Origin of the sequence: Salmonella sp. A7, from assembly GCF_020181675.1 — a bacterium.
In the GTDB taxonomy this organism is placed as follows: Bacteria; Pseudomonadota; Gammaproteobacteria; order Enterobacterales; family Enterobacteriaceae; genus Salmonella; species Salmonella enterica.
In genome coordinates, this window is sequence record NZ_CP084001.1 from 4537723 (window position 1) to 4549973 (window position 12251).

Here is a 12251-nt window from a genome sequence, read left to right on the forward strand (position 1 = left end):
CCCATTGTAGCGGAGAGTGAAGTTGACAACTGGTCAACTAACAAACAATCACATCAACGTAAGAAAAGATCGCGCAGGTAATGCGGCACGGCGTTATCCGCGTTGATGCCGATCACCTCAAGTTCGGGATACAGGTCTTTCAGACGCTGGTGCGCATTGCCCATGATGCAGCCTTTGCCCGCCATCGTGAGCATTTCAGCGTCGTTCATTCCGTCGCCAAAGGCGATACACTCTTTCAGGCTGTACCCCATCGCATGAGCGACCGCTTCCAGCGCATGACCTTTCGACACTCCGCCCGCCATCACTTCCAGACAGGTTAGCGTAGAGAAGCTCACGTTTACCCGATCGCCCCAGCGCGCGTTAATCGCCTGCTCCAGCGGCAACAACTTTTCATGGGTGTCGCTGGTGAAAAACACTTTGCTGACGCCCTCCGGCTCCAGCAGCGCAGGCTCAAACAGCGAATAGTTAAATACCGCCTCTTTGAAAAAACGCATTTCATCGGGGCGATGACGATTCATAAACCATTCGTCGTCGCGATAAACGTTAGTCACGATGTCCGGGTTCGCATTCACCACCCCGAACAGGTCGCTGGCAATGTCGCTGTCCAGATTATGCGTAAAAACCAAATTCCCGTCGGTATCGTGCACTCGCGCGCCGTTGGAGGTGATCATGTAAGACTTGATTTCAAGATTATCGCGGATTTGCCCTACATCGACATGATGACGACCAGTGGCAAAGACAAAATGGATGCCGCGTGCGGTCAACAGCTTCAGAGTCTCTTTGGCATAAGGGGACAACGTATGGTCGGGGGAGAGCAGCGTGCCATCTAAATCAGACGCAACAACCTGATACATAATAAAATTTAACCTCTAAGCAAAGCGATTTCCGCTGGATAAATTAGGCTTGTTGAAAAATTCAACAATGGCGTTAAGCGCGACTGAGCGCATGGCGTCCTTTTCAAAAAGGATCTCATGGTACGCGCCTTTGATAACCAGCGGTTTTCCCCCTTCACAAGGGTATCCCGCCGCGGCGCGAATTTCACAAAAACGATCGTGGGTGCGGTTATCCACTACCCGCTCTTCTTCCGCCTGAATCAGTAGCGTAGGCGTCGTGTCATCGCTCGCCCCAGCCAGAACCTGCTCACCCGCCAGAATGCCTTCGCGTACCCAATGCCAGGTGGGGCCGCCAACGCGCAGCTGCGGCTCGTCGGCATAAAATCGTAAGTTGCGCTGATAACGCTGGCGGCTGTGGGTCAGCGCATTCATCCCAAACGGCAACGCCCGCCACTGACCGGTACCAATAGCGTAATCTTCACGGATACGCTGGTGCCCTTCGGCCCAGTCGAGAATATGGCGCACCATAAAGGAAGGCAAGCGTATCACAATACCAAACATCGGCGCGGTGAGCGCAATAGCGTCGCACCGCACACGATGGCGTTGCAGGAACAGAGTGGCTATCGCGCCCCCCATTGAGTGCGCCAGGATATAACGCTTACGCCACGGCCCCGGCTCAATTTCCTGCTGCCAGAACGCCGCTAAGTCCTCAACATAATCGTTAAAATGATCGACATGACCCCGATGCGGGTCCGATAACATCCGCCCGGAGCGCCCTTGACCACGGTGGTCGATGATGAAGATATCAAAACCGAGATGAAAAAGGTCATACGCCAGTTCAGCGTATTTTACATAACTCTCAATGCGGCCAGGACAAATGACGATCGTCCGATCGTTGGAATCATTTCGAAAACGGACAAAGCGCACCGGAATGTTACCCACGCCGATAAACTCCGCCTCTTCCCGCTGACGCCAGAAATCGGTCAGCGGCCCCATAGCAAAAGCGGCAAACGCATTTTCTCTTGTTTCCCAGTCATTTTGCTGCTGAAACATCGGGTTTTCGGCCTCGTTTACCAGGTAAAATCGTTTTTTGCGTCGTGCCTGACACAACACAGCGGCAGTAGCGTATTGTGGCACAAAAACAGACAACCAGGGAGTTTCGCATGACCTTTGAATGGTGGTTCGCCTATCTACTGACCTCAACTCTGCTGAGTCTTTCTCCGGGTTCAGGCGCCATCAATACCATGACGACGTCTATCAACCATGGATATCGTGGCGCAGCGGCTTCTATCGCCGGACTCCAGACCGGGCTGGGGATACATATCGTACTGGTGGGCGTCGGACTGGGTACGCTCTTTTCGCGCTCGCTCATCGCTTTTGAAATTCTGAAATGGGCTGGCGCGGCTTATCTTATCTGGCTGGGTATCCAGCAATGGCGCGCCGCAGGCGCTATCGATCTGCATACTCTCGCCCAGACGCAATCGCGGGGTCGGCTGTTCAAACGGGCGATATTTGTCAATCTAACCAATCCCAAAAGCATTGTCTTTCTTGCCGCCCTGTTTCCGCAATTCATCATGCCGCAGCAACCGCAACTGGCGCAGTACCTCATTCTCGGCGTCACCACGATTGTGGTGGATATGATTGTGATGACCGGTTACGCCACACTGGCGCAGCGCATTGCCGCCTGGATTAAAGGACCAAAGCAGATGAAGGCGCTGAATAAAGCGTTTGGTTCGTTGTTTATGCTGGTAGGCGCGCTCCTGGCGTCGGCAAGACACGCGTGATAGTCGTGCCGGATGATGTTTATCCGGCCCGGAGGTAAATTAGCGCGAAATAATCAGGTGAATACCAAAGCCCGCAAACAAAGCGCCGGCAAAGCCATCAATCCATTTCGCCAGACGCTGATAGCCGCGGCGCATTTTCGGCAGCGCGAACAGGCTGGCGACTACGGTAAACCAGGCCAGCGTTTCCAGGGTAATTAACGCGAAAATACCCCAGCGCGCCGCAGCGCCGACGTTATCGCCGACAAACAGTGAAAAAACGGAACCAAAATAGATAATCGCTTTCGGATTCGACAGATTGGTCAACAGCCCTTTGAGAAAGCTGCGCCCGCTCTGCGCCAGTTCAATGTGCGGAGAAGACGCCGCCGCATCCTGTTTTTTCAGCGCGCCATGCAGCATCTGATAGCCCATCCAGCACAGATACAGGCCGCCGCCTACCATAATGATCGTATGCAGCCAGGCCATTTTTTCGATGATGAGATGCAGGCCAAGCAGCGCCACGCCCGCCCATACCATCACGCCGCAGGTAATGCCCAGTACGCCCATCATCGCTTCTTTACGCGAACGGCTGACAGCAGTTTGAGACACGAAGAAAAAGTCGGGGCCGGGGCTCATTAGCGCAACGATGTGCACCATTGCCACGGTGAAAAATAGCATCATCATAAAAATGGCTCGCGGGGAAATAGTTCAGTGAGTCACCATCCTGGCACTTTTTTGCCGGGCTGACTACTCTTCGTCATCACCATCGACATGCGCGCGGATGAGCGCCATGAATTCTTTCCCGAAGCGCTCCAGTTTGCGCATCCCAACCCCGTTAACGCTTAACATCTCGCTGGCGGAAACCGGCATCTGTTCCGCCATTTCTATCAACGTGGCGTCGTTAAAGACCACATACGGCGGGATATTCTCTTCATCAGCGATAGCTTTACGCAGCTTGCGCAACTTAGCGAACAATTTGCGATCGTAATTACCGCCGAACGATTTCTGCATCACGCGGGGTTTGAGGGCGACAATGCGCGGCACCGCAAGCTTTAGCGGAACGTCTCCACGGAGTACCGGACGCGCGGCATCCGTCAACTGTAATGCAGAGTGCTGCGCAATATTTTGCATTACCAGCCCCAGATGAATGAGCTGGCGAATCACGCTCACCCAGTGCTCATGGCTCTTTTCGCGCCCCATGCCATAAACCTTGAGTTTGTCATGACCGAAATCGCGGATGCGTTGGTTATTCGCGCCGCGGATCACCTCGACAACGTAGCCCATGCCAAAACGCTGGTTAACCCGACCAATGGTAGAAAGCGCAATCTGGGCATCGTTTAAGCCATCATATTGTTTGGGCGGATCAAGACAGATATCGCAGTTGCCGCACGGTTCTTGTCGGCCTTCGCCAAAGTAATTAAGCAATACCAGGCGGCGGCAGGTTTGCGCTTCGGCAAAAGCGCCCATCGCATTCAGTTTATGCCGTTCAATATCCTGAAGCTGTCCGGCTGGTTTCTCTTCCAGACAACGACGTAGCCAGGCCATGTCAGCCGGATCGTAAAATAGCATGGCTTCCGCAGGCAGTCCGTCGCGCCCGGCGCGGCCCGTTTCCTGATAGTAGGATTCAATATTGCGCGGGATATCGAAATGCACGACGAAACGTACGTTAGGTTTGTTTATGCCCATTCCAAAAGCGACGGTCGCCACCACGATTTGCAGATCGTCGCGCTGAAATTTTTCCTGCACATCGGCGCGAATAGCGTTTTCCAGCCCCGCATGATAGGCCGCCGCGCTAATGCCACGACTTTGCAAGCGCGCGGCGGTATCTTCCACTTTCGCCCGACTGTTGCAGTAGATGATACCCGATTTGCCGCGTTGCTCCTGAACATAGCGCATTAGCTGGTCGAGCGGCTTAAACTTCTCCATCAGCATGTAGCGGATATTCGGTCGGTCAAAGCTACTGATCTGGATTAACGGATCGTTAAGCCCAAGCAGACGAATAATATCCTGGCGCGTGGTGTCGTCGGCGGTGGCGGTCAATGCCATAAACGGCAAAGCGGGAAAACGCTGGCGAAGCTGACCGAGAGCCGCATATTCCGGACGGAAATCATGTCCCCATTGCGAGATACAGTGCGCTTCATCCACCGCCAGCAATACCGGATTCCAGTGCGCCAGATGATCAAGAAAGTTGTCCAGCATCAGACGTTCCGGCGCAATATACAGCAGACGAATCTGTCCGGTACGGCACCCCGCCATCACCTCAAGCTGCTGCTCGCGGCTTTGAGTAGAGTTCAGGCACGCCGCCGCCACCCCGTTCGCCAGTAGCTGATCGACCTGGTCTTTCATCAACGAGATCAGGGGCGAAACGACGACGGTCAATCCGTCCAGCAACAACGCGGGGATTTGATAGCACAGAGATTTGCCGCCGCCGGTGGGCATGACGACCAGACAGTCGCGGCCGGAGAGCGCAGTATCAATAATCGCTTCCTGGCCCGGGCGAAACTGTTGGTAGCCAAAGGTTTCCTGCAAAACCTGTTTGGCCCCTAATTCCAGATTCAACACTTCCGCCTGCGCCACATTAACCCCGTTCACCATAAATCAAAACAGGCGCTATTTTCAGCGCCTGCGAGAGAAACTGCAATGTTTAAAACACAATCCAATCAGAAGATATCGTTAAGCATCACGCCGACGCCGACACGTGTCTGATTAAAATTATAGTCGATCAGCGATTCGCCATAGCCGCTGTACACCTGAGTATAAAGCCGGACATGTTTAGTGACCGGATAGCTTAATCCAACTTCCGCGCCGCCGTAGCCTGTATTCCAGTTGTACTGGCCTTTGGCGCTTAATACCGCCTCGCCCAGGTGATAACCGATTTTAAGCTGGTAATAACCCATATATTTGGTGATGTCCGGATTATCGTCGGTACTGCCAATCACGTACCACGGTTTGACCTCTACCAGCCAGTTACCGTTTTCGGCCATCAGACGGGTATACAGACGGTTCCAGCTACGCGAGGTGGGGTCCGAACGTCCGTTAGAGTCATGGTTGTAGCCCATCTCTACGTCGCGCAACGTCCAGCCGGCAAAGCGATAATCGGTAGCAAAACCAAGAAAAAGCTGCGGTTCGTAGTTGGTTTCGCGAAACGGCGAAGACTCTTTACTGTTGGAAAGCTGCCACCAGGATTTCTGCGTATAGGAAGCACCCAGTACCGAGTTCGGCCCCAGTATTCCGCGCCACAGCGGAAACGCCAGGCTCAACTGAAATTTCACTTCATCTTTACGTGCGTTTTCAGACCAGTTGTAGGTACTTATGGCCTCTTTGTTCAGATCGCTGGTGTTCGTGTAGATCAAGTAGTTCGTGTCATAAGGGTAAAGCGTAAAAGGGTTATCATGCTCCTGTAGCATGTTAGCGATGATACTTCCCCGTACTGCAGGCGCATCATGAACCTCTTTTATCGTAGCTTCTTGTGCATATGCCGCTAATGGCAGTAGCGTGGCTGGCAACAACCCTCTCAAAATCGCCCGCATTCTTGACGTTCTCCTGACGAAGTATTTTCAGCTTGAATCATTCTCTGCCAACCATTTTTACATATTTACACACATAGCCGTTAGTTATCCCTTCTTAAAGTAGAAAACAACAATTAAGAAGCATAATATCAACATTTCATTAACCAATGAGGTGTCAGGAATCTATGTCCGCTGTACTTACCGCTGAACAAGCTCTGAGATTAGTGGGTGAAATGTTTGTCTACCACATGCCGTTTAATCGGGCGTTAGGGCTGGAGCTGGAACGCTATGAAAAAGCGTTCGCCCAACTGGCCTTTAACAACCAGCCGATGATGGTCGGCAACTGGGCGCAAAGCATTTTACACGGCGGCGTGATCGCCTCTGCGCTGGATGTCGCCGCCGGACTGGTATGCGTCGGCAGCACGCTAACTCGCCACGAAACCATCAGCGAAGATGAACTACGCCAGCGCCTGTCGCGAATGGGAACGATTGACCTGCGCGTCGATTACCTGCGTCCGGGCAGAGGCAACCGTTTTACGGCCACCAGTAGCCTGCTGCGCGCAGGGAATAAAGTGGCCGTCGCCCGCGTGGAATTACACAATGAAGATCAGCTGTACATCGCCAGCGCCACCGCTACTTATATGGTGGGATAAAAGCAGGTAAACTGTTGTTACACTTCAGATACGAGTTTTCCGGATGGACGCAAAACAAACACGGCAGGGCGTATTACTCGCTCTTGCCGCCTATTTTATTTGGGGGATCGCCCCCGCGTATTTCAAGCTGATCTATTACGTTCCCGCAGATGAGATCCTGACGCACCGCGTGATTTGGTCATTTTTCTTTATGGTGGCGCTGCTTAGCGTCAGCCGGCAGTGGCGACAGGTTAAGCGCTTACTGAAAACGCCAAAGAAGATTTTTCTGCTGGCCCTGTCCGCCGTACTGGTCGGCGGTAACTGGCTATTGTTCATTTGGGCGGTAAATAATCACCATATGCTGGAGGCCAGTCTGGGTTATTTCATTAATCCGCTGGTTAACATCTTGCTGGGGATGATTTTTCTTGGCGAACGCTTCCGTCGAATGCAGTGGCTGGCGGTGATTCTGGCGGTGTGCGGCGTGCTGGTGCAACTCTGGACCTTTGGCTCGCTGCCGATTATCGCGCTGGGGCTGGCGTTTAGTTTTGCGTTTTACGGCCTGGTGCGTAAGAAGATCGCCGTTGAAGCGCAGACGGGTATGCTGGTCGAAACGCTATGGCTGTTGCCGGTCGCGGCAATTTATCTGTTTGGCATCGCCGATAGCCCTACCAGCCATATGGGGCAAAACGCACTATCGTTGAACTTGCTGTTAATGGCGGCGGGTGTGGTCACTACGATTCCGCTGCTGTGCTTCACCGGAGCGGCTACGCGTCTGCGTCTTTCTACACTGGGCTTCTTTCAGTATATCGGCCCAACGCTGATGTTTTTACTGGCGGTGACGTTTTATGGCGAAGTGCCGGGCGCGGATAAGATGGTGACATTTGCGTTTATCTGGGTCGCGCTGGCGATTTTCGTGATGGATGCGATTTATACGCAACGGCGTAAGCATTAAATAATAAAATGGCAGCTATTATCTGGCTGCCATTTTATGTTATTTCTTTTTAGTAAATAGCAATACAATAAATAATATAATATTTGTTACTGGAAACACGCCCAACACACCAATAAACTTATTCCAACCAACAAACGTTAAATAACGGGCATGGATCTGGCAAAAGCCGAATCCCAACGCTATTCCAATCCCCCTCAAATTTAATGAAGTACAAATCGACAGTACAACGAGCAGGACAATAGCAATCACCCACCATCCAATCCAGGCTTTAATGAATTCGGCTTTAGAAAAAGGGTCTTTACCAAAATAAACTTGCCAGAAATTTTTCTCTTGCATTTTATGAAATCCATTCATTGAAATTGTTAATTACCAGATAATATATTTAATTATTATCTATTGCTGTGCAACGTAATTATCATGCCATTATTTACCATTACTGTCATTAGAAAATTCAGTGTGATATATTTACATGTGAGACCTGAAGTTGGTTATCAATATGGAAAAAATAATATGATTAGGATTATTAAAGATATTTTTCAGCCTTCCCCCAAGGATACATTGAAGCGAGCAAAGTTTGTTATTTATACATTATCATCATGGATAATATTATTTACTATAATGCCTAAAAACCAATATCTTGATTTAATATTTATTATTGTCAATACCTATATCCATATTAATATTGGCGCGAAGAGAATCAGAGATTCAGGTTGCAGGGCACTTTATTTCATCGCATTGTCTATAGGTGTAAATGTCTTCTGTACAGTCAGTGTCGCACTCAATGGGGCTGATTGCGATAATATTGGTATACAACTCAATATTGCCTGGGTAATACTCACAACACTACTGCTATCTTTCATCGCTTCTTCAAAACAAGAACTTTCCTCATGATGAAGAACTTCCAACGGACTGGCGGTTAAATCGCCAGTCCGTTGATTTTACAGCCAGTTCTTGCGCTTAAAGTACAAATACGGCGCAAGCCCCGCCAGAATCATAAAGATAATCGCGCCTGGATAACCAAAGCTCCACTTCAGTTCCGGCATAAACTCGAAGTTCATCCCATAGCTGGAAGCGACCAGCGTCGGCGGCAGGAACACCACGGAAACCACCGAGAAGATTTTGATAATGCGGTTCTGCTCGATGTTGATAAAACCCATCGCCGCCTGCATCAGAAAGTTCACCTTCTGGAACAGCGATTCATTGTGCGGCAGCAGAGATTCGATATCGCGCAGGATCTCACGCGCCTGCTCCAGCTGCCCGCCCGGTAAGCGCGCCTTGCGCACCAGGAAGTTCAGCGCGCGCTGGGTATCCATCAGACACAGGCGTACCTTCCAGCCGATATCTTCCAGTTCCGCCAGCGTGGAGAGCGCTTCGTCGTATTCATCGCCCTGATGCCCTTCCATAATGACGCGGCTCAGTTTTTCCAGATCGCTGTAGATGTTTTCGATTTCATCCGCTAACTGTTCAATTTTGGTTTCGAACAGATCGAGCAGTAATTCGTATGCATTACCGTCGACCATCGCCTGGCTGCGGGCGCGCATACGATACAGACGGAAGGCGGGCAGTTCGCGTTCACGCAGCGTAAACAGACGGCCATCGCGAATAGTGAATGCCACCGTAGAGTTACCGGCATGATCTTCCGCATCTTCGAAGAAGAAGAAGGAGTGGATATGTAATCCGTCTTCGTCTTCAAAGAAGCGCGCGGATGCTTCGATATCTTCCAGTTCAGGACGCGTCGCCAGACTCTGGCCCAGCTCAGATTGTACGCGCAATCGCTCGTCGTCGTCCGGTTCGACCAAATCAACCCATACGGCATCAATCAGGCTTTGTGACTCCTCGACTTCCAGCCGGGTCAGTCGGTTTTTTTCCAGTTGAAATGCGCTCAGCATGACCGGGACTCCCAATGCGTAAAAATATCGGACAGTTCAGATGGGCACACAGAAACAAATTGGGTTTCAGACCATTAAACAGCCTGACTCAACGCGACGGGAAAAAATGAAAGGTCGCTGACAACCGCTAAGGCTATCAGCAAAAAGGGATAGCCTTAGGAGTTGATCCTGGATAACAGGATAATGAGCCAGTATCTACTGGGTGTGTCCAAGGCGAATGTCCTCTTAGCGTAATCGTGGGCGCATGTTACGCCAGCAAAAATTTGCCGTCAACACGCAACGAAACGCGAAAAAGCAATAATTTCCCCTTATGCAGAAAGGTTAGCAGAGTGAGAGTATTTATCTATGATTTCAGAATATTAACATCACTATATCGCCGGATGGCGGCTTCGCCTTATCCGGCCTACAAATCAAAATGTTAGCCAGTGCGTAGGCCGGATAAGAGGTGCCATCCGGCAATATGAGAGCCGGTCAAACCGTTTCCAGCTTCGCATACGCGGCAACCAGCCATTTGATCCCTTGCCCCTGAAAAGCCACCTGCAACCGGCTATGCTCGCCGCTGCCCTCCAGGTTGACAATAGTTCCCTCGCCGAACTTCGCATGGCGCACGCGTTGGCCGAGTTTGTAGCCTGTGTCGTTTTCCGCCAGCGGCGTTCCCATTCGTTGATGGCTCACCGGACGACTGACGGTGGCGCGCAGACGGACCTCTTCCACGCACTCCTCCGGCAGTTCGCCGATAAAACGCGACGGGCGATGGTAGACCTCTTTACCGTACAGACGGCGAGTTTCGGCATAGGTTAGTGTCAGCTTCTGCATGGCACGGGTAACGCCGACGTAGGCCAGACGACGCTCCTCTTCCAAACGCCCGCCCTCATCCAGCGACATCTGGCTGGGGAACATGCCCTCTTCCATGCCGACGATAAACACCTGTGGAAACTCCAGGCCTTTGGCCGAGTGCAACGTCATCAGCTGTACCGCATCCTGCCAGGTATCCGCCTGCCCCTCGCCCGCTTCCAGCGCCGCGTGAGAGAGGAAGGCCTGCAACGGCATCAAATCTTCATCTTCGTCGTTGTAGCTGAACTGCCGCGTCGCCGTCACCAGTTCCTCTAAGTTTTCGATGCGCGTCTGGCCTTTCTCGCCTTTTTCTTGCTCATACATGGTGCGCAGGCCGGAATCTTTGATCACCCGGTCAGTCTGCACATGCAGCGGCATGTCGGCGGTTTCCTGCGCCAGGGCATCGATCAGTTCCATAAAGCGTTGTAGCGCGCTGGCCGCACGCCCGGCCAGGGCTTTTTCCTGTAACAATTCACGGCACGCTTGCCACAATGTTAGCTGGCGATCGCGCGAGGTCTGGCGCACCACGTCCAGCGTGCGGTCGCCGATGCCGCGCGTCGGGGTGTTCACCACGCGTTCAAAGGCGGCATCATCGTTGCGATTGGCAATCAAACGCAGATAAGAGAGCGCATCTTTGATCTCCTGGCGTTCGAAGAAGCGCATACCGCCGTAAATCCGGTACGGCATACTGGCCTGTAATAACGCTTCTTCCAGCACGCGCGACTGGGCGTTGCTGCGATAAAGGATGGCGCATTGCGCAAGCGCGCCGCCGTTGTCCTGCCAGGTTTTGATACGGTTAACCACAAAGCGCGCTTCATCCAGTTCGTTGAAAGCGCAGTACAGCGATATCGGTTCGCCATCAACGCCGTCAGTCCACAGCTTTTTACCCAAACGCCCATTGTTATTCTCAATCAGAGCGTTCGCCGCGCTAAGAATGTTGCTGGTCGAGCGGTAATTCTGCTCCAGACGAATGGTCTGCGCACCGGGGAAATCATTGAGGAAACGCTGGATGTTCTCCACCTGGGCCCCGCGCCAGCCGTAGATCGACTGGTCATCGTCGCCGACAATCATCACTTTACCGGTATCGCCCGCCAGCAGACGAACCCAGGCGTACTGAATGTTGTTGGTATCCTGGAATTCGTCCACCAGGATGTTAGTAAACCGCTCGCGATAGTGTTGCAGGATGTGCGGCTTGTTCAGCCATAGTTCATGAGCGCGCAGCAGTAGCTCGGCGAAATCCACCAGACCAGCGCGATCGCACGCTTCCTGATAGGCCTGATACACCTTCTGCCAGGTCTGCTCCACCGGGTTGCCATAGCTTTGAATATGGTGCGGGCGTAGCCCTTCGTCTTTCTGGCTATTGATGTACCACATCGCCTGACGCGGCGGCCACTGCTTCTCATCAAGATTCATCGCCTTAATCAGGCGTTTAAGCAAACGCATCTGATCTTCGCTGTCGAGAATCTGGAAATCCTGCGGCAAATTAGCGTCCATATGATGCGCGCGCAGCAGGCGGTGCGCCAGACCGTGGAACGTCCCTACCCACATTCCGCCCTGGCTGGTCCCCATCAACTGGCCAATACGATGGCGCATTTCCGCCGCCGCTTTGTTGGTAAAGGTCACCGCCATGATGGAGTATGGCGAGTTGTTTTCTACGCTCAGTAACCAGGCGATACGGTGCACCAGCACGCGGGTTTTCCCGCTTCCCGCGCCCGCCAACACCAGCATGTTGCTACGTGGCGCGGCCACCGCTTCGCGCTGTTTATCATTAAGGCTGTCGAGCAGGTAAGAAACGTCCATTGGCACCGCCGCGTAAAAACATGAAAACTAAAAACGCCCGGT

At 52.3% G+C, this 12251-nt stretch carries 13 protein-coding genes; 4 read left to right on the forward strand and 9 right to left on the reverse strand.

Annotated elements, in window-relative coordinates; translation table 11 throughout:
• Positions 1-53: 53 nt before the first annotated feature.
• Positions 54-854, reverse strand: a complete 801-nt coding sequence (yigL, locus tag LCS67_RS21950) for a sugar/pyridoxal phosphate phosphatase YigL (protein ID WP_000285336.1) — start codon at positions 852-854, stop codon at positions 54-56.
• A 15-nt stretch (positions 855-869) separates the two neighbouring features.
• Entirely contained in the window at positions 870-1886 is a 1017-nt protein-coding gene (gene pldB / locus LCS67_RS21955) for a lysophospholipase L2 (protein WP_000487685.1), read from the reverse strand.
• 110 nt (positions 1887-1996) lie between these two features.
• Between pldB and rhtB the strand changes: the two genes are divergently transcribed.
• Positions 1997-2617, forward strand: a complete 621-nt coding sequence (gene rhtB / locus LCS67_RS21960; protein ID WP_000142520.1) for a homoserine/homoserine lactone efflux protein — start codon at positions 1997-1999, stop codon at positions 2615-2617.
• Between the two features lie 39 nt (positions 2618-2656).
• Here rhtB and rhtC read toward each other — a convergent pair whose 3' ends face one another.
• From rhtC to pldA, 3 genes are all read right to left on the reverse strand, one after another.
• Complete coding sequence (gene rhtC / locus LCS67_RS21965) at positions 2657-3277, reverse strand: threonine export protein RhtC (RefSeq protein ID WP_000980078.1); 621 nt, start codon at positions 3275-3277, stop codon at positions 2657-2659.
• A 63-nt stretch (positions 3278-3340) separates the two neighbouring features.
• Positions 3341-5170 carry an ATP-dependent DNA helicase RecQ gene (gene recQ / locus LCS67_RS21970; protein WP_001614753.1) on the reverse strand — a complete coding sequence of 610 codons (1830 nt, stop codon included), beginning with the start codon at positions 5168-5170 and terminating at the stop codon, positions 3341-3343.
• 83 nt (positions 5171-5253) lie between these two features.
• Complete coding sequence (pldA, locus tag LCS67_RS21975; RefSeq protein ID WP_001201692.1) at positions 5254-6123, reverse strand: phospholipase A; 870 nt, start codon at positions 6121-6123, stop codon at positions 5254-5256.
• A 164-nt stretch (positions 6124-6287) separates the two neighbouring features.
• Between pldA and yigI the strand changes: the two genes are divergently transcribed.
• Both yigI and rarD read left to right on the forward strand, forming a co-directional pair.
• Positions 6288-6755, forward strand: a complete 468-nt coding sequence (gene yigI / locus LCS67_RS21980; RefSeq protein ID WP_001277145.1) for an acyl-CoA thioesterase YigI — start codon at positions 6288-6290, stop codon at positions 6753-6755.
• Positions 6756-6798: 43 nt separating this feature from the next.
• Entirely contained in the window at positions 6799-7686 is an 888-nt protein-coding gene (gene rarD, locus LCS67_RS21985; protein WP_000339081.1) for an EamA family transporter RarD, read from the forward strand.
• Positions 7687-7725: 39 nt separating this feature from the next.
• Here rarD and LCS67_RS21990 read toward each other — a convergent pair whose 3' ends face one another.
• Positions 7726-8022 (reverse strand): hypothetical protein, encoded by a 297-nt coding sequence (locus tag LCS67_RS21990; RefSeq protein ID WP_001156607.1) that lies wholly within the window; start codon positions 8020-8022, stop codon positions 7726-7728.
• Positions 8023-8196: 174 nt separating this feature from the next.
• Here LCS67_RS21990 and LCS67_RS21995 point away from each other — a divergent pair, with 174 nt between their 5' ends.
• A complete protein-coding gene (locus LCS67_RS21995) occupies positions 8197-8577 on the forward strand; it encodes a hypothetical protein (protein ID WP_000619299.1) in 381 nt (126 codons plus the stop codon).
• Between the two features lie 47 nt (positions 8578-8624).
• On the opposite strand, the gene corA is transcribed toward LCS67_RS21995, so the two are convergent.
• The 3 genes from corA to uvrD form a co-directional block, all read right to left on the reverse strand.
• The gene (corA, locus tag LCS67_RS22000) at positions 8625-9575 is read right to left on the reverse strand and encodes a magnesium/cobalt transporter CorA (protein WP_000947139.1); all 951 of its coding nucleotides are present in this window, start codon (positions 9573-9575) and stop codon (positions 8625-8627) included.
• A 155-nt stretch (positions 9576-9730) separates the two neighbouring features.
• Positions 9731-9787, reverse strand: a complete 57-nt coding sequence (ysgD, locus tag LCS67_RS22005) for a YsgD/CorL family protein (protein ID WP_213083418.1) — start codon at positions 9785-9787, stop codon at positions 9731-9733.
• Between the two features lie 259 nt (positions 9788-10046).
• Positions 10047-12209 (reverse strand): DNA helicase II, encoded by a 2163-nt coding sequence (uvrD, locus tag LCS67_RS22010; protein WP_000383436.1) that lies wholly within the window; start codon positions 12207-12209, stop codon positions 10047-10049.
• Positions 12210-12251: the final 42 nt, after the last annotated feature.